Annotated in this window: 25 protein-coding genes; 14 read left to right on the top strand and 11 right to left on the bottom strand. The window is 68.2% G+C overall.

Translation table 11 applies throughout. The annotated features are described in order from the left end of the window. The first annotated feature begins 265 nt into the window (after positions 1–265). The 3 genes from D451_RS0104730 to D451_RS0104720 all read left to right on the top strand — a co-directional run bounded on the left by D451_RS0104730 (position 266) and on the right by D451_RS0104720 (position 3,499). Positions 266–721 carry a hypothetical protein gene (locus tag D451_RS0104730; protein ID WP_017533590.1) on the top strand — a complete coding sequence of 152 codons (456 nt, stop codon included), beginning with the start codon at positions 266–268 and terminating at the stop codon, positions 719–721. Between the two features lie 81 nt (positions 722–802). Next, entirely contained in the window at positions 803–2,716 is a 1,914-nt protein-coding gene (locus D451_RS0104725; protein WP_017533589.1) for an SMP-30/gluconolactonase/LRE family protein, read from the top strand. A gap of 222 nt (positions 2,717–2,938) precedes the next feature. Beyond that, positions 2,939–3,499 (top strand): hypothetical protein, encoded by a 561-nt coding sequence (locus D451_RS0104720; protein WP_017533588.1) that lies wholly within the window; start codon positions 2,939–2,941, stop codon positions 3,497–3,499. A gap of 80 nt (positions 3,500–3,579) precedes the next feature. Here D451_RS0104720 and D451_RS0104715 read toward each other — a convergent pair whose 3' ends face one another. Beyond that, complete coding sequence (locus D451_RS0104715; protein WP_017533587.1) at positions 3,580–4,332, bottom strand: SDR family NAD(P)-dependent oxidoreductase; 753 nt, start codon at positions 4,330–4,332, stop codon at positions 3,580–3,582. Between the two features lie 481 nt (positions 4,333–4,813). Between D451_RS0104715 and D451_RS0104710 the strand changes: the two genes are divergently transcribed. Together D451_RS0104710 and D451_RS0104705 are read left to right on the top strand one after the other, a co-directional pair. Next, entirely contained in the window at positions 4,814–5,353 is a 540-nt protein-coding gene (locus D451_RS0104710; protein ID WP_017533586.1) for an isochorismatase family protein, read from the top strand. 153 nt (positions 5,354–5,506) lie between these two features. Next, complete coding sequence (locus D451_RS0104705; protein ID WP_017533585.1) at positions 5,507–6,049, top strand: NUDIX domain-containing protein; 543 nt, start codon at positions 5,507–5,509, stop codon at positions 6,047–6,049. A 238-nt stretch (positions 6,050–6,287) separates the two neighbouring features. Here the strand turns inward: D451_RS0104705 and D451_RS0104695 are convergent, their stop codons facing one another. The 3 genes from D451_RS0104695 to D451_RS0104685 all read right to left on the bottom strand — a co-directional run bounded on the left by D451_RS0104695 (position 6,288) and on the right by D451_RS0104685 (position 7,846). Next, the gene (locus D451_RS0104695) at positions 6,288–6,641 is read right to left on the bottom strand and encodes an HU family DNA-binding protein (RefSeq protein WP_274517536.1); all 354 of its coding nucleotides are present in this window, start codon (positions 6,639–6,641) and stop codon (positions 6,288–6,290) included. A 165-nt stretch (positions 6,642–6,806) separates the two neighbouring features. Further along, entirely contained in the window at positions 6,807–7,154 is a 348-nt protein-coding gene (locus tag D451_RS0104690; RefSeq protein WP_017533584.1) for a hypothetical protein, read from the bottom strand. A gap of 128 nt (positions 7,155–7,282) precedes the next feature. Next, entirely contained in the window at positions 7,283–7,846 is a 564-nt protein-coding gene (locus D451_RS0104685; protein ID WP_017533583.1) for an ATP-binding protein, read from the bottom strand. Between the two features lie 235 nt (positions 7,847–8,081). Here D451_RS0104685 and D451_RS0104680 point away from each other — a divergent pair, with 235 nt between their 5' ends. The 8 genes from D451_RS0104680 (at position 8,082) to D451_RS0104645 (ending at position 15,240) form a co-directional block, all read left to right on the top strand. Then, positions 8,082–8,942 (top strand): helix-turn-helix domain-containing protein, encoded by an 861-nt coding sequence (locus D451_RS0104680; protein ID WP_017533582.1) that lies wholly within the window; start codon positions 8,082–8,084, stop codon positions 8,940–8,942. Next, positions 8,942–9,121 carry a DUF397 domain-containing protein gene (locus D451_RS0104675; RefSeq protein WP_017533581.1) on the top strand — a complete coding sequence of 60 codons (180 nt, stop codon included), beginning with the start codon at positions 8,942–8,944 and terminating at the stop codon, positions 9,119–9,121. Before D451_RS0104680 ends, D451_RS0104675 begins: the two co-directional genes overlap by 1 nt. 240 nt (positions 9,122–9,361) lie before the next feature. Then, complete coding sequence (locus D451_RS0104670; protein ID WP_017533580.1) at positions 9,362–9,673, top strand: DUF397 domain-containing protein; 312 nt, start codon at positions 9,362–9,364, stop codon at positions 9,671–9,673. Positions 9,674–9,842: 169 nt separating this feature from the next. Continuing rightward, positions 9,843–10,475 carry a DJ-1/PfpI family protein gene (locus tag D451_RS0104665; protein ID WP_026124830.1) on the top strand — a complete coding sequence of 211 codons (633 nt, stop codon included), beginning with the start codon at positions 9,843–9,845 and terminating at the stop codon, positions 10,473–10,475. 75 nt (positions 10,476–10,550) lie between these two features. Beyond that, on the top strand, positions 10,551–11,555 hold the full coding sequence (locus tag D451_RS0104660) for a threonine aldolase family protein (protein ID WP_017533578.1): 1,005 nt from the start codon (positions 10,551–10,553) through the stop codon (positions 11,553–11,555). A gap of 150 nt (positions 11,556–11,705) precedes the next feature. After that, positions 11,706–12,494, top strand: a complete 789-nt coding sequence (locus tag D451_RS0104655) for an IclR family transcriptional regulator (protein WP_014908277.1) — start codon at positions 11,706–11,708, stop codon at positions 12,492–12,494. Between the two features lie 275 nt (positions 12,495–12,769). After that, positions 12,770–14,269 (top strand): glycerol kinase GlpK, encoded by a 1,500-nt coding sequence (gene glpK / locus D451_RS0104650; protein ID WP_017533577.1) that lies wholly within the window; start codon positions 12,770–12,772, stop codon positions 14,267–14,269. A 221-nt stretch (positions 14,270–14,490) separates the two neighbouring features. Beyond that, on the top strand, positions 14,491–15,240 hold the full coding sequence (locus tag D451_RS0104645) for an MIP/aquaporin family protein (RefSeq protein WP_014908706.1): 750 nt from the start codon (positions 14,491–14,493) through the stop codon (positions 15,238–15,240). 80 nt (positions 15,241–15,320) lie between these two features. On the opposite strand, the gene D451_RS0104640 is transcribed toward D451_RS0104645, so the two are convergent. After that, a complete protein-coding gene (locus D451_RS0104640; RefSeq protein ID WP_017533576.1) occupies positions 15,321–16,175 on the bottom strand; it encodes a helix-turn-helix domain-containing protein in 855 nt (284 codons plus the stop codon). Positions 16,176–16,601: 426 nt separating this feature from the next. Between D451_RS0104640 and D451_RS0104635 the strand changes: the two genes are divergently transcribed. Beyond that, the gene (locus D451_RS0104635; RefSeq protein WP_017533575.1) at positions 16,602–18,170 is read left to right on the top strand and encodes a glycerol-3-phosphate dehydrogenase/oxidase; all 1,569 of its coding nucleotides are present in this window, start codon (positions 16,602–16,604) and stop codon (positions 18,168–18,170) included. A 337-nt stretch (positions 18,171–18,507) separates the two neighbouring features. Here the strand turns inward: D451_RS0104635 and D451_RS0104630 are convergent, their stop codons facing one another. The 6 genes from D451_RS0104630 to D451_RS0104605 all read right to left on the bottom strand — a co-directional run bounded on the left by D451_RS0104630 (position 18,508) and on the right by D451_RS0104605 (position 25,279). Beyond that, positions 18,508–18,711, bottom strand: coding sequence for a cold-shock protein (locus tag D451_RS0104630; RefSeq protein ID WP_014912876.1), 204 nt, complete (start codon positions 18,709–18,711; stop codon positions 18,508–18,510). 276 nt (positions 18,712–18,987) lie between these two features. Continuing rightward, positions 18,988–21,474 (bottom strand): glycoside hydrolase family 2 protein, encoded by a 2,487-nt coding sequence (locus D451_RS0104625; RefSeq protein WP_017533574.1) that lies wholly within the window; start codon positions 21,472–21,474, stop codon positions 18,988–18,990. 35 nt (positions 21,475–21,509) lie between these two features. Further along, positions 21,510–22,421: an ATP-binding cassette domain-containing protein gene (locus tag D451_RS0104620; protein ID WP_014912448.1), complete on the bottom strand. Its 912-nt coding sequence runs from the start codon at positions 22,419–22,421 to the stop codon at positions 21,510–21,512. 4 nt (positions 22,422–22,425) lie between these two features. Further along, positions 22,426–23,379: an ABC transporter ATP-binding protein gene (locus D451_RS0104615; protein ID WP_014913533.1), complete on the bottom strand. Its 954-nt coding sequence runs from the start codon at positions 23,377–23,379 to the stop codon at positions 22,426–22,428. Next, positions 23,379–24,287, bottom strand: coding sequence for an ABC transporter permease (locus tag D451_RS0104610; protein WP_017533573.1), 909 nt, complete (start codon positions 24,285–24,287; stop codon positions 23,379–23,381). Before D451_RS0104610 ends, D451_RS0104615 begins: the two co-directional genes overlap by 1 nt. Beyond that, on the bottom strand, positions 24,284–25,279 hold the full coding sequence (locus D451_RS0104605) for an ABC transporter permease (protein WP_014908617.1): 996 nt from the start codon (positions 25,277–25,279) through the stop codon (positions 24,284–24,286). Before D451_RS0104605 ends, D451_RS0104610 begins: the two co-directional genes overlap by 4 nt. Between the last annotated feature and the right edge of the window lie 11 nt (positions 25,280–25,290).

The raw sequence follows: 25,290 nt of genomic DNA, 5'->3' as shown, positions 1-25,290 counted from the left end.
GAACACCCCCGTACGGAACATGGTGCATGGCCTCCCTCGGCGAACATGACGCGCCCCTGAAACCCCTCACCCCCGACCACTGACCTCTTCCGGGCGAAGGCGCCCTTCCTCTGGCACCCCCTTGCCTTTTTCAGGAAAACCGCGGCCACCCGAGCGATAACGGCCGGTCCGCACCCATGCCCTAAGAACGAAGGAGAGCCACCATTCGAAGAACCTCGGCGAAGCATTCGACCCCCGATATCCGAAACGGAGCAAAGGCAGGGACATGACCTTCAAGAACATCTTCGGCAATGGAAAGAACGAGGCCCGAGCCGCCGAGGAATCCTCTCGGAACGTGCACGAGAAGATCCCCGGCGCCCGCCCCGAGTGGGAGGGGGTCGACCCCGAACTCCTCGAAGGGATCCCCGAGGTCGAGCGCGACCCCAAGCTCGTACGCGAGACCTCGCCCGAGGCCCTGGCGATCATGAACGGCTTCGTCACCCCCCTGTTCCAGAACACGCAGACGGCCGCCTCCACTCAGCAGGACGCCGCCGAGGACCCCGCGTCGACGAGCGCTATGGCCTCCGCCGCCAAGGACAAGGCATTCGAGGACGTCGAGGTGGAGATCGACGAGAAGGATCGGCCCGACATCGACGCGGAGGAACGGGAGCGACTGAAGAACGACAACTACGAGTCGACGAAGAACGTGCAGGGGTTCGACCGCAAACCTCCGAAGGGATGACCCCGTAGGCGGTTCTCCCACCGCACTTTCCCATTCCGACAGCGAAGACCCCGAGTTCCGCATACGAGGAGGACGAAGGACATGGGCGGTCCCACGAAGAACCATGTGAGCACGACCCACCTGGGCGAACGGTTCATCCGACACCCGCTGACGGGAAGGAACCTGAAGGAACTCGATATCGCCGCCAAGGCCCCCGTCATTCTGGAGAGGGACAAGGAGAAACTGAAGCGCAAGGCCGAGAAGAAGACGTCCGACGGCAAGGACCGCTACGTCTATCCCACCGGTTTCTCCCTCAACAAGGGAAGGTTCGGCGATTTCCCTCTCCACGAGGAGACCGCCCATCAACGCGGGTGGCGCGCCTATATGACGGTGGGCGTGCCACTGGTCGAGGAGCGCGGCGACATCACGCAGCCTCCGCCCGACGTCGTCTCCAAGCAGACCTACATCAACCGGACCGACCCCACCCCCACGACGTGGTCGCACACGGTCGAGTTCTCGATCTCGAACACCATCAGCTGGTCGCTCCAGGGACAGGTACAGCTCACCTTCGGCGCGAAGACGACCGCCTCTCTCCAGCAGCAGTTGCAGAAGAGCATGGCGATGACCAACTCCCAGAAAACCACCCTGAAGAACAGCAAGGACAACCAGGGTGTCGACATGGAGTCCCAGTCCCAGTCGACGAGCACGACCACGGCCACGAGCACCGCGACGGGCACCGGAGAGCTGTCGGCCCAGCTCATGCTCGGGATCACCGGCTCGGTCAGTGGTTCACTGACCACCGGGTTCAAGACGTCGTCGACGCTGAACGGCGAGGTCGGCAGTCGGGTCGACGTCCTGGCCACACAGCGGCGCCAGGTGCGGAGGTTCGACTACGAGTTCCCCATCTCCTTCGGCGGCTGGGTCGCGCTGCACTACCCCGAACCGGTCGAGGTCAAGGAGGTCGAACCGAACGGCCCGCAGGCCAAGGAGCCGAAGTACGCCCGGGTGCTCGCCTGGAGGCTCGGCGAGACCGGCCCGGACACGGAATCCTTCGACCTGACCGACGACGGCAAGCCCTTCATACAGAAGGGCGAGGCCGAGGTCGTCTCCACCCTGGCCGGGGAGCACGAGGTCTTCGAGCTGGAGAACCTCGTGTTCGAGGAGAAGCACCACCCCCTCCATAAGGAGGACGCCACGGAGCCGGTGGCGCCGAGGGCCGCGCCCGTCGAGATCGCCACCGGCCTGGGACGGGCCGAGGGGCTGGCCCTGGACCTGGAGAACCGGAAGGCGTACGTCGTCGAACGTCCCGGAGGCAACCGGGGGCGGCTGCACAAGGTGGACCTCGACAGCGGGGCCGTGGAACTGATCGCGGAGAACCTGGGCGACGCCAACGACGTGGCTCTGGACAAGGCCGGCGGCAAAGCCTACGTCACCGACTACGGCGGGCGCCTGCTCACGGTGGATCTGTCGGACCCCTCGGCCGCTCCGGTCGTGGTCGCCGAGAAGATCCGTGCCTACGGTGTGGCGCTGGACCTGCCGAACCACAGGATCTACGTGAGCGACTACCTGGCCGGAAAGCTGGTCGAACTGGATCTGAGCGGCGGGTCCGCCGAACAGCGCCGCAGCTGGCCGGTGTGGAGGGCCGCCGGGGTGGCGTTGGTCGGGAACAAGGCCTACGTCGGTCAAGAGAACAGCGGAGAGTTCTACGAGATCGACCTGGCGGCGGAGGGCGAGGAGACCCCGCGGAAGGTGGCCTCGGCTCTGGGGCAGAGCGTTCGGGTGGCGTTGGACGGAGAGAGCACCGCTTATGTCTCCGCCCCGGGCGGCAGCCGGTTGCACGAGATCGTGCTGACCGAGGGGGCCGCCAAGGGTCACCAGCGCGTGGTGGTCGACGGCATCGGCTCGATCTGCGGCGTCGCCCTGGACCGTGACGAGGACCTGGTCTACCTCACCACCCGCGAGGGCAGGCTGTTGAAGGCCTCCGGGGTGTTGAAGGACCCGTCGGCGGAGGCGTAACGAGGGAACGTGATCCGGACCGGTCGTCGTGAGGGTTTCGGGGAGGCCGGTCCGGCACCGTGATCGGGTTCCTTTTCGGCGGTGTCGCCCCCTCTCGTACCGATCTCCTATCAGGGGCAGAGCACAGGATGATCACAAAGAGGAGCCATGTCGATACTCTGAGCACTCGCGCGGCCGTGACCCCGATGGCCGACGCTCCTCTCAAGATCGGAAGGATCCCTCATGCTGCCCTCCGTCGGCGACGAGATCGTCTACACCCTGCGCGCCGAAGACGTCGCCTTCTCCTACCTGAACACGTGGCTCTACCTCGACTTCGAAGGCGAGGTACGCCAGACGGTCGAATCCGTTCCCGAGGGCCTGGGCGAGAACAACCGCCCCGGCGACCCCGACGACCCCGAGAACCACGTGCTGCTCAAGACCACGTTCTTGTCCCTGAGGGGAGAGCGCGACGGGGTCGACCACGTGTCCATCGGCCTTGCCGACCGGGCCTCCGAGTTCGAGAGTCGCCTGGTGGTGGGACAGCTCTCCCCGCCCCAGTTCGTGCACCGGAGCCTCCTGCTCCTCAAGGCCGGGGTGCACACGAAGGACGGCACCGTCGAGTTCGAGGCGAACGACCCCCTGCTCCTCGACGGCCTGATCACCCGGTTCCCGCCGAAGGACGACCACTACAGGGCGAACGACTCCGTGTACTTCAAGGGCCCCGAGGAGCGGGACGACCCGTACGGCCTGTACAAGACCCCGGCCGTCCTGGACAGGTTCCAGGCCCGGATGGACTCGAAGTAGAGGAAGGACACCGGTACCGAAGGAGGGGTCCGACGAATGAACGTTCGGACCTCTCACCGGGGTTCAGTGCCCGAGGACGGTCACAACGCGTGCCCGCCGGCGACCTGGAGAACCTGACCGGTCACCCATCGGGCCTGATGAGAGGCCAGATAGACCACGGCGTCGGCGATGTCCTCCGGATCTCCGGCTCGGCCCATCGGCACGATCTCCTCCACACGGGCGAGGAGATCGTCATCCATCCAGCCGGTCTGGACAGGGCCGGGCGCGACGGCGTTCACGCGCACACCACGCGCCGCCAGGTCCAGTGCCGTGGAACGGGTGAGTGCCTCCAGCGCGCCCTTGGATGTTCCGTAGCCGGTCTGCCCCGGGAAGGCACGAGCCGCGTCGGTCGTGATGTTGACGACGCACAAAGGGGCGTCGCCTCGACGGAGCCGGACCGCTTCGGCCGTGAGGACCGCGGGGGCGATGGCGTTCACTCGATAATGACGCTCCAACGAGGCGTGGGTCAGGGTGTCGATGTCATCCGGCAACTCGCAGTGGGCCGCGTTGTTGACCAGGACGTTGATCGCCCCGGCCCGCTCGACGACCTCTCGCAGCAACCGGACCGGGCCCTCCGGTTCGGAGAGGTCGGCGCTGACCGCGAAGGAGCCGTTGCCGAGCTCTTCCGCGAGCCGCTCCGCCTCACCCTCGGCCGGGGTGACATGAGCCCATTCGATGCCGGCCGGGCTGGACGGGTCCTGGGCCAGGTAGTGGATCGCCACGCGTGCGCCCTGCGCGGCGAACGCGCGGGCGATGGCCGCGCCGACGTTCCCAGAACCGCCGGTGACCAGCACGGTCCGGCCCGCGAGGCGGGGGTCGATCTTCGTCTCTCCTCGGTAGTGGTTCCGTGGGTCGGGTGGTGAACGTCCCCGGAAGGAGCCCTTTTGTCTCCGGTGACGCACGTTTTCCACGATCCTCGCCCGCCCCGAGGGGCGGGGCAATCGAATATCCATGACGGCCGGCGGGCACGCGGGAGAGAACCGCCCACCGGTCGCTTCCGGCCCGGAGCCCCTCATGGAATGCGGAGGCGAAGGGCACCCCGCCTCCCGTAAGGCCGGGGGCTACGCGGCGGGACTCTCCAGGACCGGCCGCCATCCCCCCCCCGCGGTCGCCGTAGCGCGAACACACAGGTCCCCGATACGAGGGCGCCCCGCCTCCTTCCAGCAAGGAGGGGTCGACGCAGGCCGGAGAACACGGGACCCCGCTCGACCGGCCGGCCCCGCCGCCCCTGCCCCACGGTGGATCTCGTGGGCCTTCGCATCTAACGTCGGCCTCATGACGCACGCCCTGCTCATCATCGACATGCACACGTTCCTCGTCGAGGGTCTCTGGCGGGGAGAGGACCTCGCCCGAAGGCTCGGGGCACTGGCCTCCAGAGCGCGGGAGGTCGGAGTGCCCGTGCTCGTCCCCCACCAGGTGGGCCCCCCGGGAGACCCCTTCGACCCCGATCTGCCCGGACGCGAGGTGAGCCCACTGGTGGGGATCGGCCCCGAGGACCGCATCGTGCCCAAGCGGGCCACGGATTCCTTCTGGGAGACCGGGCTCGCCGACCACCTGCGTTCCCTTGGTACCGACACCGTGGTCGTGACCGGGGCCGCCACCGACTACTGCGTCGACGCCACGGTCCGGTCCGCCACGAGTCACGGTTTCGCCGTGGAACTGGTCTCCGATGGCCACGCCCCCATGGCCGACGGGGACCCCGAGGCAGGGATCGCCCCTGAGCGGATCATCGCCCACCACAACTCGGTGCTGTCCCAGGCGATCCACCCCGGCGGAGCCACGAGGCTGGTCGCCGCCGACGAAGCGCTCCGTTAGGGCCCTTCCGGGAAACGGACACCCCGGGTGGGTGAAGACGACGCGGTGGGGCTCTCCAGGACCGGCCGCCCTAGGGGATGGGTGCGCTGAGGATCTCCCATTCGAGGGCTGTGGTTGGGTGGGGGCACGTGTCGCCGATGTCGGGGAGTAGCCGTGCGCTGGACCGTCCACTCCGAGGAAGAGCTCTACCGGGACCGGTGGCTGGACATTCGGGTCGCGGACGTGGAGATCAGCGGTGGCCGTCACCTGGAGCACCGGCTCATACGCTCCTCGCCCGGGGCCGGCGCGGTCGTGATGAACGATCACGGCGCCGTGTTGTTGGAGTGGCGGCACCGGTTCATCACCGATACCTGGGGCTACGAGATCCCCATCGGCGGTATCGACGACGGTGAGGCCCCCGAGGAGGCGGCGGCTCGCGAGGTGGAGGAGGAAACGGGCTGGCGTCCGGGGCCTCTGTACCCGCTGGTGTACGTCCAGCCGACTCCGGGGATCTCGGACTCGGAGCACCACATCTTCTTCGCCGACTCCGCCGAGCACATCGGTGATCCCCTGGAGGACTGGGAATCCGAGCGTATCGAGTGGGTGCCTCTCGCCGATGTCCCGAAACTCGTGGCGGAACGGAAGCTGGTCAGCGGCACGACGATGACGGCGTTGCTGTACCTGTACGGAGTGGGCCGTCCGGCGGCGCGGAGCTGAGACGGGTCGACCTACGCTCTTCGGACGGTTCGCCCTCCGGCAGCAGGACGTGCGAGCACCGGACCACCCGTAAAGCGGTGGCCGTGGGCCGGACGGCGCGCGGCGGGAGTGAGCGGGCGCCGTCCGACCTCGTCCTTCCCCGGCCATCCCCGCATGCGCGAGGAACAGGCACCCGCTTGCTCTCCGTCCGGCTGAACGATCGGGCCATCTCCACGGGTGCGGGGAACGGGTACGCCCTCTAGTTGACGGCGTCCTTGAGGCCCTTGCCCGCCTTGAAGGAGGGCACCTTCGCCGCGGGGATCTTGATGGCGGCACCCGTGGAGGGGTTGCGGCCGGTCCGCTCGGCGCGCTCCTTGACGCTGAAGGTGCCGAAGCCGACGAGGACCACGTCGTCGCCCTCCTTGAGTGCCCCGGTCACCGAGTCGACGAACGCGTCCAAGGCCTTGCCGGCGACGGCCTTGGGTATGTCGGCCGAGGCCGCGATGTTGTCGATGATCTCGCTCTTGTTCATGTGATCCCCCTGGACGAGGCAGCCGTATGCGTACGGCTCATACTGGCGCTTTCGACCCTCACGCGGGGGCCGAACGCTCACATCGCCCACGCCGATTTCCTGAGGACATCCTGGGGATACACGAAAACGAACATCACCTTTATGTCGTAGATTTACCACTTGTCCGATTTGAGCAGGGTGGGAAACGGCAGGTGGGCCGAGAAGGTGAGAGGGTCGCCCTCGCGCTTCACGAGGGCGACCCTCGATTCACGCGGCCCGGGCGAAGCGACCCCGCCGGATCCACAGCAGAGCCAGCAGATGGTCGAGGGTTTCGGCCTCCATCATCCCGGTGGATGTCGCCACCCAGAACGACTGGGTCGCCTCCCCGAACCAGACGACCACCCCCGGATGGTGCGCCTGGATCCGGGCGGCCTGATCGTGCTCGTGCGCGAACTCGGCACGATGTCCGCCCAGGCGAGGCAGGGTCTGAGCCCGATGGGTGCGGCAGGTGCGGTGCGCGCAGGAGGCGCAGGCCGGACCCGAGGCCCCAGAAGGAGCCGAGAAGTTCGGTCGATGGTCGGCCGGAATACGCGGAGCGAGGATAGGATGCGTCATCGATCCTGCTTTCTCACACATGTGCGTGTGCGTTGGAATTCGGGTTCGTTCGGGCTCGGAAGACGCTGCAACGTCTTACCGAGCCCTTTTTCATGCACGCGCCGGTCGCACGACGCCAAGAGCGGTGGCTAGAGGTGGTTCCAAGCGCTGTCCCGGAGGTCGTAGGCCAGGAAGAACCACACCTTGCGGTAGCCGGCACGCCCGTCGTCACCCCAGCGGGTGGACAGGGCGTCGACCATCGCCAGACCGCGTCCGGCGTCGCTCTCGGGGTCGAGTCCACCCGGGTCGGGCGCCAGGTAGCGGCGTTCATGGCGGTCGAGGCTGCGCCAGAGCGAGCGGTCACCGTCGTCCCGGCAGGTGAGGGTGATGCCGTCCCGGTGGCGTTCGGCCAACAGGGAGTAGGTGTTGCCAGGCAGCCCGGAGTCGGAGTGTTTGAGGGCGTTGGTGGCCAGTTCGGTGCCCAACAGGGTGAACAGGTACCGGAACTCGGTGTCGCGGTGGGCGGTCAGGGTGTTCAGGTAGGCGCGGACCAGCGGCAGGAAGCGCCCCGAGGGGCCGAAGTCGTAGCGGCGGATCCGGTAGGAGGCGTCATCGGCGTGGCAGGTGAAGTAGTGCCGCTGGTAGGGGTGGACCAGCTCGTTGAGCGGGAGGGTCACCTCGGGCAGGACCGGCATACGAGCGAGCGAAGGCATGACGAACAGACTCCTTGACATGAGGGGGCGAGAAAGGGGTTCGGTGTGCCCGCAGGGGTTGATCCTTCGCGTTTCCCGGGCAAGGGGAAGGGGCACGGCGTAGCCTGACCAGCACACACATCAGCAACTCTCAGTGAGAACCCGGTCACTGACTACACTTATGACTTTAAAGATGAGTCTCAGGAAAGTCAACAGAGAAACCTGAACTTCATCTTCATTGGACTACACTGGAGCCATGCAACGCCCCCATAGCCCAACACTCCGACGCAGACGACTGTCCGCAGAGCTGAAACGTGCGCGCAGCGAGACCAAACTTACGTCCACCCAGGCAGCGAAGGCTCTCGGGTGGGCCGCAGGAAAGCTCAGTCAGGTCGAGAACGCCGAGACCCAGAAGGTGAAGGCTGATGACCTCGACAAGATGATGGACCTGTACAAGATCCACGATCCCGCGCGACGCGAAGCACTGCACGAACTCGCCAAAGACGCCAAGGTCAGGGGGTGGTGGTCAAAGTATCGCGAGGTCTTCGGTCCAGAGTCTCTACCCGATTTCGAAGCTGAGGCATCGACCATCCGCACCTTTGAGTCCTCTGTCATACCAGGGCTGCTTCAGACACCTGACTATGCACGTGCGGTCTTCCAGGGCGGTCGTTATACCGGTGCCGAAGAGATCGAACGACGCACTCAAGCCCGCATGGCACGACGTGAGATCCTCACAAGGTTCAGCCCCACGAGGCTTCGTATCGTTCTGGATGAAGCTGCGCTTCACCGAACGATCGGTAGCTCTGAGATCATGGCCGAACAGATGCGCTATCTGCTTTACATGGCAGAGCTCCCCAACGTAGATCTCCAGGTTCTTCCGTTCTCCGTCGGCGCTCATAACGCTCTGATCGCACCGTTCAGCATCCTGGAGTTCCCCGAACCTCTGGATCTTCCTCTCGTCTTCATCGAGACCGCTACAGGCGGGCTTTTCCTGGAGGAGGCAGAGGAGGTGGAGCAGCATAGTGTTACTTTCAGCGATTCCCAGGGGTCGGCCATGAGCACCGCCCGCTCGGCGAGGTTCATCACCGACATCCTCAAGTCCATAGAGAGCGAATGATGAACAACGAGCTCCTGTTCCGTAAGAGCAGCTACAGCGGCCAGGGACAGAACTGCGTCGAGGTCGCCGACCTCCCCTCCGCCGCCGCGATCCGGGACTCCAAGCACCCCGAGAACGGCCACCTCACCTTCTCCACCACCGAGTGGGCCGCCTTCCTCACCACCTCCCTCACCCGCTGACCCCGCCGTTCGACCACCCGGGTGACCGCCCTCAGGTCACCCGGGTCCTTGCTGCGCTCTCAACCCTCCGTTCCGCCATCACCGGGTCGGCTCAACGGTGATGTGACCGTCGCGCACTCTTGACAGGCCGCGAGGGTCGATCAGAGTGGAGATGGCCGCGGCGATCCTCAGGACCGGCTTTCCCCACCCCGCCCGATCCGTACGAGGCGTCGTGAATCCCCTGAAACCCGAGGAGAGCCCATGGCGAACAGCGCACTCGTGTTCCGAAAGAGCAGCTACAGCGGCCAGGAAGCGAACTGTGTGGAGGTCGCTCAGATCCCGACGACCTTCCGGAAGAGCAGCTACAGCGGTCGTGGGCAGGACTGCGTCGAAGTCGCACACCTGCCCACGGACTTCCGCAAGAGCAGCCACAGTGCCCAAGGCCAGAACTGTGTCGAGGTCGCCGGTCTCCCTTCCGCCGCCGCGATCCGCGACTCCAAGCACCCCGACGCCGGCCATCTCCCCTTCCCCGCCGCCGAGTGGTCCGTGTTCCTGCGCGCCGCGCGCGGGTAGGGGTCCCACCGCCCTCTCCCCCGCCGGCATTCGTTCATCACGGTCTCCGGGCGGGCAGAACGGTTTTTTCGCGGCGACGACGAATAAAACCGGAAGCCCACGGTGCGAACTCCGGAAGTCGTGCTTCCGTAAATTGACACCCCCGCCTCCCACCCTCCAACCTCATGCCATGAACGCTGACCTGCGCGCCCCCCTGCACCTCGCCGTCCATGACCAGATGGCCGACTGGCAGTTCGGCCACGCGACCGCACACGTGCGCACGGGACCGGGCCCGCACGAGTTCGGACACCGTGATGTCGTCACCGTGGGTCTCACCGGCTCCGCGGTGACGACGGCGGGCGGTCTGACCGTCCTGCCCGATATCTCCCTGCCACGGCTCAAGCCCTCCCAGAGCGCGATGCTCCTGTTGGTGGGTTCCCCTCAGTGGGAGGACTCCCCCGACTCGCTGGCCCCGCTGGCCTCGGCCGCGGGCATCTTCCTGGACGCCGGGGTCCCGGTGGCGGCGATCGGCTCCGCCACGGTGGGCCTGGCCCGGGAGGGCCTGTTGGACTACCGGGACCACACGGGGCTCGACCCCGCCGAGCTGTTGGCCACCGGCTACGCGGGCGGGCACCGCTACCGCGCCGATCCGGTGGTCTCCGACGGCGATCTGCTGACGGCCGGCCCCAGCGCCCCGCTGGCCTTCGCCCGGGAGATCCTCCTGGCGCTGGGCGACCATTCGACCCGTGAGCTGGACTCCTGGTACCTGGAGCAGGGCGGCTACCAGGAGGACGCCTGGGCGTTCCTCACCGACGAGGGCTGACCTCCCGGCCTCCCGTCCGGGGACCCGCGCGCAGTATCGTCGTGCCGACGTCCCCTTCACCACTCGGGAGCACCCATGATCGACCTGCGTTCGGACACCCTGACCCGCCCGACCGAGGAGATGCGCCGGGCGATGGCGAGCGCGGAGGTCGGTGACGACGTGTGGGGCGAGGACCCCACGGTCCGCGCGCTGGAGGAGGAGACGGCCGCCCTGCTGGGCCGGGAGGCCGCCCTGTACGTCCCCTCCGGCCACATGGCCAACCAGTTGGGACTGTACGTGTCGACCCGCAGCGGCGAGGAGGTGTGGGCGCACGAACACCACCATCTGATCGGCGACGAGCAGGGCGCGGCCGTGGTCCTGTCCCGTGTGCTCCCCCGCCTGTACTCGGGTGACCCGTTCCCGCCGCAGGAGCTGCTGGAGAAGTGGATCACCGGCCTGGGCGACGTGCACCGGGCCGACCCGGCGTTGTTGTGGCTGGAGAACACCTTCACCGGCCGGGTCGTGCCGCTGGAGGAGCAGCGTCGGGTGACGGACTTCGCCCATGAACACGGTCTGCTCGCCCATCTGGACGGGGCCCGGCTGTGGAACGCCGCCATCGAGCTGGGGGTGGACCCGGCCCGGGTGGCGGAGGGCTTCGACACGGTGTCGGTGTGCTTCTCCAAGGGCCTGGGCGCCCCGGTGGGGTCGGCCCTGGTGGGCGACGTGGACACGATCCGTCGGGCCCGGCGGGGCCGCAAGCTGTTGGGCGCGGGGATGCGCCAGGCGGGGATCATCGCGGCGGGTGCCCTGCACGCGCTGCGCCACCACCGTGAGCGGCTGGCGGAGGACCACGCGCGGGCCGCCGTGTTGGCCGAGCGGCTGAGCGACCTGCCGGGGCTGGAGGCGGTGGCGCGGACCAACATGGTGCTGCTGACCACCGCCGAGGGCGAGGCCGCGCGTTACGCGGAGGCCTTCGCCGAGGAGGGCGTGCGCGCGCTGGGCGGCGGCGATCGGATCCGGATGGTGCTGAGCCTGGAGGTCACCGACAGCGACGTCGAGAAGGCCGCCGAGGCGATCGCCCGCGCCGTGTCCCGGTTGTGACGACGGGCGAGAGCCCAGGTCAGGGCGGTGACCCGTCGGTAGACTTCGCCGTACGCGCGTGGGCCCCGGGATCCGATCGGTGTCGAGCGTCACATCGCGTAGTAGCATTTGGCGTATGACATTGTCGTACTAGAGAGTGGTAGCACCGCAATGCCGGGAAGAATCCAGTCCATCGAACGCGCCGCCGCGATCCTGCGGCTCCTGGCCAGTGGCGCCCGGGGACTGAGCCTGGCCGAGATCTCACGCTCCCTGGAACTGCCCAAGGGCACGGTCCTGGGCATCCTGCGCACCCTCCAGCACGTGGGGTTCGTGGAGCAGGACCCCGAGTCGGGCCGCTACCGGTTGGGCGGGGGCATGCTGAGCCTGGGCACCCGTTACCTGGACGGCAACGAACTGCGCACCCGCGCCCTGAACTGGGCGGACACCCTCGCCTCCCGGAGCGGTGAGAGTGTGCGGATCGGCACACTGCACAAGCACCAGGTCCTGGTGGTGCACCACGTCTTCCGCCCCGATTCCACCCGCCAGACCCTGGACGTGGGCACCCTGCTGCCCCTGCACGCGACGGCGTTGGGCAAGGTCCTGATGGCCTTCGACCCCTTGGCGGTCCCGGAGGAGGTCTCCTCGGTGGAGACCGACGCCCCCGTGGAGCTCACCTCCTTCACCCGGCACACGGTGACGTCGATGGCGGCCGTGGAGCGGCAGCTGGACGGGATCCGGGAGAACGGCTGGGGCTGGGAGGCCGAGGAACTGGTCGACGGCGAGGTGTCGATCGCCGCGCCGATCCGCGACCGACGCGGGGTCACCGTGGGCGCGATCGGGGTGCGCGGCGCGGTCGAGCGGCTGCGCGACGCCTCCGGGAACCCCGACATGGAGCAGGTCTCGTACGTGCGCGACGCCGCCCGCGCCGTCTCCCGCGACCTCGGCGCCACTCCCTACTGACCCTCCGCCGAAGGGTTCGTCGACGCAAAACCCGCACCACCTCGGGGCCATGCCCGGAGTGGTGCTCTTCGCGTGCCCGCACTCCCTTGAGACAGTGGGCCAAGGGAGTGTGATCCAGGCGACACGATTGCGTCACACGCTCTTGACATGAACAGGAAGAACAGTCGAAACTAACGCCTATTCATACGTCAATGTCGTACATCGTGCGGTGAATACCGCCCACCACGCTGTGTACAACCCCCCGTCCCCAGACACGTCACCTGAAGGCGAGACCGATGAGCCAGCAGTACGTCGCCGCGATCGACCAGGGAACCACGTCGAGTCGCTGCATCCTCTTCGACCGGGACGGTCGCATCGTCTCGGTGGATCAACGCGAGCACCGACAGATCTTCCCCAAGCCGGGGTGGGTCGAACACGATGCCCTGGAGATCTGGACCAACGTCGAGGCGGTGGTGCAGGACTCGCTCCGCAAGAGCGACATCACCCCCGACCAGATCGCCGCCATCGGTATCACCAACCAGCGTGAGACCACCCTGCTCTGGGACCGCGAGACCGGCGAGCCCGTCTACAACGCGATCGTCTGGCAGGACACCCGCACCGACGACCTGGTCCGCGAACTGGGCGCCGAGGGCGGCCAGGACCGCTTCCGCGCCAAGTGCGGCCTGCCGCTGGCCACCTACTTCTCCGGCCCCAAGATCCGCTGGCTGCTCGACAACGTCAAGGGCGTCCGCGAGCGCGCCGACCGCGGCGAGCTGATGTTCGGCACCATGGACACCTGGCTCATCTGGAAGATGACCGGCCGGCACGTCACCGACGTGACCAACGCCAGCCGCACCATGCTGATGAACCTGGAGACGCTGGCCTGGGACGAGGAGATCCTGGCCGCCATGGACATCCCGAGGAGCCTGCTCCCCGAGATCCGTTCCTCCTCCGAGGTCTACGGCGAGTCGAACGGCTACCTGGCCGGGGTCCCGGTCGCCTCCTCGCTCGGCGACCAGCACGCGGCGCTGTTCGGCCAGACCTGCTTCGACCCGGGCGACGTCAAGGGCACCTACGGCACCGGCACCTTCCTGGTGATGAACACCGGCACCGAGCCCGTCACCTCCAACAACGGCCTCCTCACCACCCTGGGCTACAAGATCGGCGACGCCCCCGCCGTGTACGCCCTGGAGGGCTCCATCGCGGTCACCGGTTCGCTGGTGCAGTGGCTGCGCGACAACCTCGGTCTGATCAGCAGCGCCCCGGAGATCGAGACGCTGGCGCGCACGGTCGACGACAACGGCGGCTGCTACATCGTCCCGGCCTTCTCCGGCCTGTTCGCCCCGCACTGGCGCAGCGACGCCCGAGGCGTCATCGCCGGTCTGACCGGCTACGTGAACAAGGGCCACATCGCCCGCGCGGTCCTGGAGGCCTCGGCCTGGCAGACCCGCGAGGTCGTCGACGCGATGAACGCCGACGCTCGGATCGACCTGACCACGCTCAAGGTCGACGGCGGCATGACCGCGGACAACCTGCTCATGCAGATCCTGTCCGACGTGCTCGACGCCGAGGTCGTCCGGCCGATGGTCGCCGAGACCACCTGTCTGGGCGCCGCCTACGCCGCCGGTCTGGCCGTGGGCTACTGGCCCGACATCGAGACCCTGCGGGCCAACTGGCACAAGGCCGCCGAGTGGAACCCGAAGATGCCGGCCGAGGTCCGCGACCGCGAGTACCACAACTGGAACAAGGCCGTGCGCCGCACCCTCGACTGGGTGGAGCACGAGGACCAGGCGTAACCACCGCCCCACCACCCCGCACACGACCGTGTCCCGGGGCTCCCGGACGACCACCGGGGGTCTCGGAACACGGTTCGGGGCACCCCCGACGGGTGCCCGACCCCGTCCACCCGTGACGGGTGCGCCCGACAACGTCCACGTGACGGCGAGGCCCGACCGGACCCCGCTCGCGGTACGGGCCCACCCGTGACCCGGCTGCCCCGTAGGGGGCGGAGGTCCCCATGGTCTATCTGGCAGAGTTCCTCGGAACGGCGATCCTGATCCTTCTCGGCGGCGGTGTCGTCGCCGGTGTCTCCCTGGCACGCTCCAAGGCCCTCAACGGGGGCTGGATCGTGGTGACGTTCGGCTGGGGTATGGCGGTCGCGATGGCCGTCTACGTCGTCGGCGCCATCAGCGGCGGCCACATCAACCCGGCCGTCACGATCGGTCTGGCCAGCATCGGCGAGTTCCCGTGGTCGCAGGTGCCCGGCTACATCGCCGCGCAGATGGCCGGTGCCTTCGTCGGCGCCTGCCTCGTCTTCCTGGCCTACTACGCGCACTGGAAGCCCACCGAGGACCCCGAGGCCAAGCTGGGCGTCTTCAGCACCGCGCCGGGCGTGCGCAACCCGATCGCCAACCTGACCACGGAGATCATCGGTACCGCGATGCTGCTCCTGGGCATCCTCGGCATCGGCGAGAACGCCGGTGCGGTGTCGGCCGGCGACGCCGACCTGTCGGCGCTGTTCGCCATGGGGTTCTCGCCGCTGATCGTCGGTCTGCTGATCCTCGCGATCGGTCTGTCCCTCGGTGGTCCCACCGGGTACGCCATCAACCCGGCCCGTGACCTGGGTCCGCGTATCGCGCACGCGCTGCTGCCGATCCCGGGCAAGGGCTCCTCGGACTGGGGCTACGCCTGGATCCCGGTCGTGGGTCCGATCATCGGCGGCGTGATCGGCGCCTTCATCTGGAAGCTCACCAACTTCGGCGCCTGAGCACCAGGTCCTCGTCCGAAGGGGCGTCCGGCGGTGGCCGGACGCCCCTTCGGCGTTCGCGGCACCGTTCCCGAACCTCTTCACGGGTCCAGGTGGACCTCGCGCAGGTACTCCTCGGTCTCCCCCGGCCGCAGCGCCACCAGCCGCAGGTGGTTGAGCAGGTTCTGGTAGCGCGCCACCTCGTCGGGCTCCTCCAGGTAGATGCCGTCGGTGGCGGTCTCCAGGTAGACGACGGTGGGGTCGATGGTGTCGGGGAACTCCAGGAGCACGCAGGAGCCGCCGGAGCCCGGGTTGAGTTTGTCGGCCCGGGTCATCTGCACGGTGATGTTGGGTCGCTTCACCATCTTCAGCAGGTGTTCGACCTGCGCGCGTTTGGTCTCGGGGTGGTCCTTCAACCGCAGGAGGGAGCCCTCGTCGAAGATGGCCCACAGCTCGGGCGGGTCCTGGTCCTCCAGGATGCGCTGGCGTGTCATGCGGGCGTCGATCGCCCGCCGTACCTCTTGAGGGCCGGCCAGACAGGCCAGGGCGTTGGCCCTCATGTACTCGGGCACCTGGAGCAGTCCGGGGATCATGATCGGCTGCCAGGTGGTGATCGCGCGCGCCTCGGTCTCGAAGCCGACGAAGCGCGGGGCCAGGACGTCGCGGTAGCGGGTCCACCACCCCCGCTCCAGGGATTGTCGACACAGGTCGAGGATCTCGTCGTACTCTCGTCCGGACGGCACCTCGCAGGCGTCCAGGATCGCCTTGACCTCGGTGACCCGCGGGCGTTTCTTCACCCCCGACTCGATGTTGGAGTAGGTGGACCTGGACATCCCGGCGGCGACCGCGACCTCTTCACTGGTCTTACGGACCTTGAGCCTGATCCTCCGGAGTTCGGCGGAGAGTCGGCGGCGCCGGATCGTGGGTGAGTACCTAGTGGCCATGATGGGGCTCATCGTAGATCCGGGAACCCCTTCCGAGGGGGTGATCGGCAGAACCCGGAGTCCAGGAGGCGAATCCGTTCGCGGAAGCGGAAGGCCCGTTCCGAAAACCCTGGATTCCCGGGCCTGGTCGGACACTTCGGGCATTCTCCCCGATACGCCCCGCACGAGACCTCTCACGAAGCCTCTCGACCCCTCCACCATGCGACAATGCCGAACATCAGTGACACCTTGAGACCACTCTGTTCTCTGGAGTCACATCCGCACCACCTTCGATGGTGATGTTCACCCCCATGCCCGGCAGGCCGCCGCCAACACACGGCCGACCTTGGGTGGCGTTCGGCATTGTCGTATTATGCAGGTGACACCAGCCTGAAACGTGGAGTCCGTTCAGGTACGTGCGGCACTCGCCACCCCTCCCCTACGGACGGAGCACCAGCCATGACCGCCAGCATCCACCGCAGCGACGCCCCCGTGATCCGGGCACGCACACGCGAGGAACTCACGCGGGGCACCTTCGACCTCCTCGTCATCGGCGGCGGCATCCTGGGCACCTCCATCGCCTGGACCGCCACCCAGGCCGGCCTGAGGGTCGCCATGGTCGACGCCGGCGACTTCGCCGGAGCCACCTCCAGCGCCTCCTCCAAGCTCGTCCACGGCGGGCTGCGCTACCTCCAGACCGGAAACGTGAAACTGGTCGCCGAGAACCACAAGGAACGTCGCGCACTCGCCGCCGACGTCGCCCCGCACCTGGTCAACCACCGGCCCTTCCTCGTACCGATCTACTCCGACGGCCCGCACGGCGCCGCCAAGATGGGCGCCGGGGTCTTCCTGTACTCGGCCCTGTCGGCGTTCGGCGACGGCATGGGACGCCTGCTCTCCCCGCGCCAGGCCACCCGCCTGGCCCCGGGCCTGCGCACCGACGGCCTGAAGTCGGTCGCCGCCTACAGCGACCACCAGATGAACGACAGCCGCATGGCCGTGATGACGGTGCGCGCCGCCGTCGACGCCGGCGCCGTCGTACTCAACCACGCCGAGGTCCGGTCGCTGCGCACCACGCGCGGCCGGGTCACCGGGGCCGACCTGCGCGACCGGATCGCCGGCGACGAGTTCGGGATCGACGCGAAGCTGGTCCTCAACGCGACCGGCCCGTGGGTCGACCACCTGCGTCGCATGGAGAACCCGAGCGCCGACCCCAGCGTGCGGCTGTCCAAGGGCGCCCACCTGGTGCTGCGCACCCCGGAGCCGTGGAGCGCCGCGCTCACCATCCCCGTGGACAAGTACCGCGTCTCCTTCGCCATCCCGTGGGAGGGCCACCTGCTGCTGGGCACCACGGACGAGGCCTATGAGGGCGACCCGGCCCAGGTCGGCGTGGTCTCCACCGACATCGACCAGATCCTGGCCGAGGCGTCCCTGGGCATCGACGCTCCTTACCTCGACCGCGACCACATGACCTACTCCTTCGCCGGCCTGCGCGTGCTGCCCGGCGGACCCGGAGACACCAGTTCGGCCAAGCGGGAGACCGTGGTCACCCAGGGCCGGGGCGGCATGCTCTCGGTCGCCGGCGGCAAGTGGACCACCTACCGGCACATCGGCCGGACGGTCCTGGAGGAGCTGCGCAAGGTGGCCTCGGTCCCGCTGGGCGAGGACATGGCCGACCCGCTGCGGACGGTCCCGCTGCCCGGCCTGGCCAGCCCCGACGCGGTCGCCCAGCGTCTGATCACCGACCGCGAGCCCGGCACCCGGCTCGACCCGCTGGTCGCCCGGCACCTGGCCTCGCACTACGGCAGCCTGGCCATGGACATCGCCGCGCTGGTGCGCGACGAGCCGGCCCTGGGCGAGCGGATCCACCCCGACGGACCGGACGTATGGGCGCAGGTGGTGTTCGCCCGCGACCACGAGTGGGCGGTGACCGTCGACGACGCCCTGCGTCGCCGCACCACCGTGACCGTGCGCGGACTGGACACCCCCGAGGTGCGTGAGCGCACCCGCGCGCTGCTGAGGTCCTAGATCGTGTTCTTCGGATCATTCCTCCCGCGCCGTCGCCCGCCACCACCCTCAACGGTCGCGCTGACGCGCGCGGTGCTTCACACGGTGCCGGGCTTCCTCTCGCGGCGCCGACATCACTCGGCCGGCCAACCCCGGGCTGACCGTCGCTCGTCGTCTGGCGAGAGATCGCCCGGCTGCCGCTCGCCAAGGATCGGCTCCGCCGATGCCGAACGAAAGCATCTGAAGAACACTCCCCAGCGAACATGAGAACACCCCCGGCGGGCAGTGCCCACCGGGGGTGTTCAGGTGACGTTCACACCCCCGTGAACGGGGGCGACGACACCACGTCTATGCGGTCTTAGATCGCGACGACGTTCTCGGCCTGCGGGCCGCGGGTACCGGCGACGATCTCGAACTCCACGCGCTGGTTCTCCTCCAGGTTACGGAAGCCCGTGCCCTGGATGGCGCTGTAGTGAACGAAGGCGTCGGGGCCACCGTCGTCGGGGGAGATGAAGCCGAAGCCCTTCTCGCCGTTGAACCACTTCACAGTTCCCTGAGCCATGTTCTCTCCTTCAGCTCGGTGTACACGGACGCATACTCACGCCCGAAAATTGCCGCGAGCCGACTCCATGAGAAACCGCCCGCCGGTCACAAACTCCGCGGGCAAGACACCAACTGCGAAATTCAACGACTAACAATCCCCTTGAACGTACCACAGCCACACGACATGGCGAGGGATTTCGATGTGGCAACCCGCACGGCGCGTCGAGGAATATCGACGGGCACTGAAGGGAACGCGTGTGATTCACGTTGCGATCACCGGACGGTCACGAGACGCTCACGAAGAGGTCGCCATGGTGTCGTTGACGCACCTCAGAACGGGTGGGGACAGCACCGCCGCCGGATCCAGCCCCGCGCCACCGAGCACCGTGAAGGTATGGGACTCCCCCGGTAGCAGGGTCACCAGAGCGCTGTCCGCCTCCACCTCCGGATCGATCCTGTCGACGTTCAGGACCAGATCCCGCAAGAGCACTCGGGCCCTCACCTTCACCCGCAAATCCGAGCCGAACGTCTGTGTTTCTCCATCGAATTCCGGTTTACGGTAGGCCAGATCCCGATCCCTGGAGAAGAACCACCAGGCCCGTTCTCCGGCCCCGTCCACGGTCAACACCTCCGCCGTCGGGTCTCCCGCGCGTCCCACCCCCTCGGGCACCGGGACGCGGAGCGCCCCGCGCGGCTCCACCCGTACCGATCGGGTCACCGAGGAGAGCACCTCGCCCGTGGAGATCTCCCGCCGGGCCACCGTCACCTCGGTCTCCCACATCAGGTCGGTGTCGTTGCCCAGGACGACCTCCACGTCCTCTCCGAGTGGTCGGACCACCGACACGCGGTCCGCGTGGACGCGGCGCAGCGCGTACCACAGGGGTTTGCGGCGACCGGCGCCGTCCACCGCCGACCAGGAGGTGACCGGCCAGCAGTCGTTGAGCTGCCAGACCACCGTGCCCGTGCAGTAGGGCCAGGTGGAGCGGAAGTGGCCGACCCCCACCGTCAACGCCCGAGCCTGGTTGACCTGGGTCAGGTAGTGCCAGTCGTCGTAGCCCCATTCCCGGTCTCCGAAGTGGGCGACCAGCCCGCGGGCCAGTTTGTCCTGCCCGTCGATGGCCTTCTGGTGGTGGCGGACGCCGGGCGAGGTCGAGGTGAGCGGCTCGTCCGTCACCGTCGCGCGCAGGGTGGCGTGCGTGGGCGGCGCCTGATAACCGAACTCGGCGGCGAAGCGCGGGGCGTGCTCGCGGTAGACGGTGTAGTCCCGTTCGTTCCACACGTCCCACAGGTGCGTGACACCGTGTCCGGGGGCGTTGGGGTGGACCCCCTCGCCCGGAGAGTAGGGGCTCCCCGGCAGGTAGGGGCGGGTGGGGTCGAGTTCGGCCACCACCCGGGGCAGCAGGTCGAGGTAGTAGCCGGCACCCCAGGGTCGTCCGTCCAACTCCTCCTTCCAACCCCAGTCCTCGTGTCCCCAGAGGTTCTCGTTGTTGCCGCACCACACCGCCAGGCTCGGGTGCGCCGAAAGGCGGGTGACGGCCTCGCGCGCCTCGGCCTCCACCTCCGAGTACAGGGGCTCGTCCTCCGGGTAGGCGGCGCAGGCGAACAGGAAGTCCTGCCAGACCAGCACGCCCCGCTCGGAGCACAGTTCGTAGAAGTCCTCGGACTCGTAGATCCCGCCGCCCCACACCCGCAGCAGGTTCACCCCGGCCTCGCGGGCCTGGTCGATCCGTGTCCGGTAGCGATCACGGTCGACCCGGGAGGGGAAGGTGTCGTCGGGGATCCAGTTGGCGCCCCGGATCAGGACGTCGCGGCCGTTGATCCGCAGCGCGAAGGAGGTCCCGTGCTCGTCGGGCTCCTCGTTCACCTCGACCCGACGGAACCCGATCCGACGTTCCCAAGTGTCGAGGACGCCGTCTCCGACCGCCACGGTCACCCTCAGCCCGTACAGCGGCCGATCGCCATGGCCGCGCGGCCACCAGAGGTCGGGGGCGGCCACGGTCGCCTCCAGGACCGCCGTGGTCTCCCCCGCGCCGAGCGTCGCGGCGACCTCCTCCCCCGCGATCGAGGCGGTCAGGGCGAGCGGCTCGTCGTGTCCGGCGTCGGTCCGCTCCACCTCCACGTGGGCCCGGACCACCCCGGTGGCGTGGTCCTCGGAGAGCGAGACCAGGGGCCGGACCGAGGCGATCCGCGCCGTGGACCAGGCGTGCAGCCGGATCGGCCGCCAGATCCCCGCCGTGACCAGCGTCGGCCCCCAGTCCCAGCCGAAGCCGCAGGCCATCCGACGGATGTACTGGTAGGGCTCGTCGTAGGCGCCGGGCAGAGGCCCCGTCCGCTCCCGGTTCTCCTCCGCGTACCGGTAGGGCGAGGCGAACTCCACGTCCAGCCCCGGTGCCTCTCCCTCCTGAACGAGGGCCTCGGTGACGTCGAACCGGTACGAGCGGTGCATGTCGAACGTCCGCCCGACCTCCCGACCGCCGACGCGGAGCGTGGCCACGGTGTCCAGGCCCTCGCAGACCAGGTCGATCCGCTCGGCCGCGCCGTCGGTCAGGGCGGCGCGCTCCCCCGCGAGGGAACGCGTGTACCTCCAGTCACCGCGGCCGATCCAGGCCAGCCGGGTCTCGTTGTCGTCGAGATAGGGGTCCTCGATCAGACCTTCGGCGAGCAGATCGGTGTGGACGCACCCCGGAACGGTCGCGGGGACCGTCCCGATGTCGGCGGCCCTCCCCGTCGGGGCCACCGGGGTCAGGGACCAGCCGTCGTGCAGGTCGAGCCACGTGCTCATCGTTCTTCCTCTCCTACCGGGGTGTGGTGGTGCGGTCAGCCCTGGTCGATACCGACGAAGTGCCCCTCCTCGACCTCGACCAGCGGGGCGGAGAAGTCGCCCTCGGCCACCGTGGGCAGGTCGATCTCCGGCGGCGGATGGGCCGCCCGCTCCGCGTCCACCTCCGCCCAGGTGCGGTCCATCCGGGGCACGCACGAGAGCAGGTGACGGCTGTAGGGGTGCAGCGGGTTCTCGAACACCCGGCGGGTCGGCCCCATCTCCGCGACGGCGCCCTTGCGCAGGATCACCGTCCGGTCGCTCACGTAGTTGCCCAGCGAGAGGTCGTGGGTGACGAAGAGGACCCCCAGCCCCCGCTCCTTCAGGTCCACCAGCAGATTGAGCACGTCGATCCGGGTGGAGGCGTCCAACATGCTGATGATCTCGTCGGCCACCAGCAGCCTGATGTCCAACAACAACGCCCGGGCGATGAGCAGCCGTTGGAGCTGCCCGCCGCTCAACTGGTGCGGGTACTTGTCCAGCACGTTCCCCGGATCCAGCCGGACCGTGCCGACCGCGTCCAGGACCCGCTCCCGCCAGTCGGCGTCCGACACCTTCGGGAAGTAGGAGGAGCGGATCATCTCGAAGACCCGGTCGGCCTTGAAGATCGGGTTGAAGGAGCTGAAGGGGTCCTGGAAGACGCCCTGGACGTGGCGGTAGTACTCCTTGCGCGCGGCGAAGCCCCTGATGCGGGAGACGTCGCGCCCCTCGAAGAGGATGCGGCCCTCGTCGGCCCGGGTCAGCCCCAGCACCATCTTCCCGATCGTGCTCTTGCCGCTCCCGCTCTCTCCGATCAGCGAGACCACCTGGCCGGGCTCCACGGTCAGGTCGACGTCGCGCACCGCGCGCAGCCGTCCTCCCCCGAACGCGCCCACCCGGTACACCTTGTGCACGTGGCTCAGTTCCAGCACGGCGCTACGCTCCCGTCTTCCAGCAGGCGACCCGGTGACCCGGCGCGACCTCCGTCAACGGAGGCGTTCGCAGACACTCCTCGGAGGCGAGGGGGCACCTGGCCCTGAACCGACAGCCGACCGGCGGATCGAGCAGGCCCGGCGGGGTGCCGGGGATCCCCTCCAGACGTGTGTCCGAGGTGGTCGTGCCGACCTCGGGCAGCGCCCCGATGAGCATCCGGGTGTAGGGGTGGCGGGGCGCCTCGATGATCGTGCGCGTCGACGCCTTCTCGGCGATGCGCCCCGCGTACATGACCATGACCGTGTCGGCCATCTGATGGACGAGCGAGATGTCATGGGTCACGAAGATCATGCTCTTGACGTAGCCGCGGTCGCGGAACCCCACCAGGGACTCCACCACCGACCGCTGCGTCGACACGTCCAGGGCCGAGGTCGCCTCGTCCGCGATGAGCAGTGAGGGGTCGAGCAGGGTCGACATGACCATGACCACGCGCTGCTTCATCCCGCCGGACAGTTCGATCGGATAGCGACCGAGCACGTCGGGCTCCAGACCGACCAGCTCCAGACGTCGCCGCAGCTCGTCGGCGACCTTACGAGGCCGTACCCCGCGCGAACGCAGCAGCTCGTCGATCATCCGCCCGATCTTGCGGGTGGGGTTGAGCGCGCTCATCGCGTACTGCGGGATGAGCGAGACCCGGTGGTAGCGGAACGGGACCATCGCCCGGTCGTCGGCGATGGGCAGCTCCTCGCCGTCCAGCTCGACCGTGCCGCCCACGTGCCGCATCCGCCCGTCGAGACGGATCAGGCTCTTGCCGAGGGTGGTCTTGCCGCAGCCCGACTCCCCGGCCAGGCCCATGATCTCGCCGTCGGCGAGTTCGAAGTCGACCCCGTCGAGGGCGTGGACGTCCCCGCGCAGGGTCCGGTAGTGGACCTTCAGGTCGTTGACGCGCAGGGTCATCACAGCTCCCGCAGCTTGGGGTTGAAGACCTCGTCCAACCCGACGTTGAGGATGTACATCGAACCGACCAGGAGGGTGATCCCGGCGCCCGGCGGGATGAACCACCACCACAGGCCCAGTTGCAGGGCGCTCCAGGCGACGGCGCTCTCCAACATCAGTCCGAGCGAGACCCCGCCGGCCGGGCCCAGTCCGATGAAGTCCAGCCCGGCTGCGATGAGCACCGCCCCGCCGAACAGGAGGATGAACGACATCACCAGGTAGGAGCTCATGTTGGGGGCCAGCTCGCTGGTGATGATCCGCCAGGTGCGACGACCGCTGAGCCGGGCCAGGTCCACGTAGTCGCGGGAGGCCAGGGACAGGGTCTGGGAGCGGACCGCCCGCGCCGCCCAGGGCCAGGACGTCAGGCCGATGAACAGCGCCTGCACGACCAGGCCGCGCACGTCCAGGTAGGCGACGGCGACGATGAGCACGACCATCCCGGGCAGGACCAGCACCACGTTGGTGAGCATGTTGAGGATCTCGTCGACGATCCCGCCCTTGTAGCCGGCGACGAAGCCGACGGTGGTGCCGATGAGGAAGGCGATGCCGCCGCCGAGGGTTCCGGTGAGGAAGGTCGAGCGCAGGCCGTGGACGAACTGGGCCCAGACGTCCTGTCCGAAGGAGGTGGTGCCCAGCCAGTACTCGCCGCTGGGCGGGGTGCTCTGCGGGCCGATGTACTGGTTGGGTCCGTGGTCGATGAACAGCGGCCCGATCAGCCCGATACCGAGCAGCAGGAGCACGATGCTCGCGCCGATGAGCAGTTTGGGGTTGCGTCGGGCGTAGTAGAGGGTCTCGGAGGTGCGGCGTTCGCCGCCCGCCCCCGTAGTGCCGGGATCGGCGGTGCCGGGGGTTCCGGGGACGTCGGTCACGACGCGCCTCCCGTCATCCGCACCCGGGTACGGGGGTCGACCAGGACGTAGACGATGTCGATGATGAAGTTCGCGATCAGCACTCCGACCACCACGAAGAGGAAGATCCCCTGCAACAGGAAGAAGTCGTTGTTGTTCAGGGAGTTGAGGATCAGGGTGCCGAGGCCGGGGTAGTTGAAGACGACCTCGGTGAGCAGCGCCCCGGCGATGATCGTGCCCAGTTGGACGGCCAGGCCGGTGATCTGCGGCAGCATCGCGTTGCGGAAGGCGTAGCGGCGGATGAGGCGGCGCGGGGCGCCGAGCGCCTGGAGGTAGTTCGAGTAGTCCGCCTCCAGCTCGTAGATGATCATGTTGCGCATGCCGATCGCCCAGCCGCCCAGCGCCACCACGAACATGGACAGGAACGGCAGGAACCAGTGGCTGACCAGGTTCGTGAAGAAGCCCCACGTCCATGAGGGGGTGAGGGCGAAGCTGTAGCCGCCCGCCGTCGGGAAGAACCCGCCGACCACGCCCAGGGCCCAGGCCAGGAGCAGCGCGAGCCACATGTACGGGGTGGCGGTCAGGATGTAGCCGATCGGCAGGACGGTGTTGTCCAGGACCTTGCTGCGGGCGGCGAAGGCCCCCAGCCGATTGCCGATGATCCAGCTGAGGATGATGGCGGGCAGCAGCAGCCCGAGGGTGAAGGGGACGTGCCGCAGGATGATGTCGACGACGGGCTCGGGGTAGAGCCAGACGCTGACTCCCAGGTCACCGCGGAAGAGTCCGGCCCAGAAGGCGAAGTACTGCTGGTGCAGAGGGGTGTCGAGGCCGAAGACCTCGTTGTAGTAGGCGGTCATCCGTTCCAGGGCCTCCGGGTCGGAGACCGAGGCCCTGCTGAGCATGCTGCGGACGGGATCGCCGGGCATGAAGCGCGGGATCATCCAGTTGATGGTGACCGCCACGACGAAGGTGATGCCGTAGATCCCGAGTTTGCGGCCTATGTAGCGCCACACGTGTGTCCTCC

It is taken from the genome of Nocardiopsis alba DSM 43377 (assembly GCF_000341225.1).
GTDB classification, from domain to species: domain Bacteria; phylum Actinomycetota; class Actinomycetes; order Streptosporangiales; family Streptosporangiaceae; genus Nocardiopsis; species Nocardiopsis alba.
This window is presented reverse-complemented; position numbering and strand designations above follow the sequence as displayed.

Excerpts from the sequence above, each read along its gene's own strand:
- D451_RS0104730 (WP_017533590.1), top strand. The coding sequence starts at position 266 with ATGACCTTCAAGAACATCTTCGGCAATGGAAAGAACGAGGCCCGAGCC.
- D451_RS0104680 (WP_017533582.1), top strand. The coding sequence starts at position 8,082 with ATGCAACGCCCCCATAGCCCAACACTCCGACGCAGACGACTGTCCGCA.
- D451_RS0104690 (WP_017533584.1), bottom strand. The coding sequence starts at position 7,154 with ATGACGCATCCTATCCTCGCTCCGCGTATTCCGGCCGACCATCGACCG.
- D451_RS0104725 (WP_017533589.1), top strand. The coding sequence starts at position 803 with ATGGGCGGTCCCACGAAGAACCATGTGAGCACGACCCACCTGGGCGAA.
- D451_RS0104615 (WP_014913533.1), bottom strand. The coding sequence starts at position 23,379 with ATGACCCTGCGCGTCAACGACCTGAAGGTCCACTACCGGACCCTGCGC.
- D451_RS0104710 (WP_017533586.1), top strand. The coding sequence starts at position 4,814 with ATGACGCACGCCCTGCTCATCATCGACATGCACACGTTCCTCGTCGAG.
- D451_RS0104685 (WP_017533583.1), bottom strand. The coding sequence starts at position 7,846 with ATGCCTTCGCTCGCTCGTATGCCGGTCCTGCCCGAGGTGACCCTCCCG.
- D451_RS0104720 (WP_017533588.1), top strand. The coding sequence starts at position 2,939 with ATGCTGCCCTCCGTCGGCGACGAGATCGTCTACACCCTGCGCGCCGAA.
- D451_RS0104635 (WP_017533575.1), top strand. The coding sequence starts at position 16,602 with ATGACCGCCAGCATCCACCGCAGCGACGCCCCCGTGATCCGGGCACGC.
- D451_RS0104625 (WP_017533574.1), bottom strand. The coding sequence starts at position 21,474 with ATGAGCACGTGGCTCGACCTGCACGACGGCTGGTCCCTGACCCCGGTG.
- D451_RS0104645 (WP_014908706.1), top strand. The coding sequence starts at position 14,491 with ATGGTCTATCTGGCAGAGTTCCTCGGAACGGCGATCCTGATCCTTCTC.
- D451_RS0104660 (WP_017533578.1), top strand. The coding sequence starts at position 10,551 with ATGATCGACCTGCGTTCGGACACCCTGACCCGCCCGACCGAGGAGATG.
- D451_RS0104655 (WP_014908277.1), top strand. The coding sequence starts at position 11,706 with ATGCCGGGAAGAATCCAGTCCATCGAACGCGCCGCCGCGATCCTGCGG.
- D451_RS0104675 (WP_017533581.1), top strand. The coding sequence starts at position 8,942 with ATGAACAACGAGCTCCTGTTCCGTAAGAGCAGCTACAGCGGCCAGGGA.
- D451_RS0104670 (WP_017533580.1), top strand. The coding sequence starts at position 9,362 with ATGGCGAACAGCGCACTCGTGTTCCGAAAGAGCAGCTACAGCGGCCAG.
- D451_RS0104665 (WP_026124830.1), top strand. The coding sequence starts at position 9,843 with ATGAACGCTGACCTGCGCGCCCCCCTGCACCTCGCCGTCCATGACCAG.
- glpK (WP_017533577.1), top strand. The coding sequence starts at position 12,770 with ATGAGCCAGCAGTACGTCGCCGCGATCGACCAGGGAACCACGTCGAGT.
- D451_RS0104640 (WP_017533576.1), bottom strand. The coding sequence starts at position 16,175 with ATGAGCCCCATCATGGCCACTAGGTACTCACCCACGATCCGGCGCCGC.
- D451_RS0104630 (WP_014912876.1), bottom strand. The coding sequence starts at position 18,711 with ATGGCTCAGGGAACTGTGAAGTGGTTCAACGGCGAGAAGGGCTTCGGC.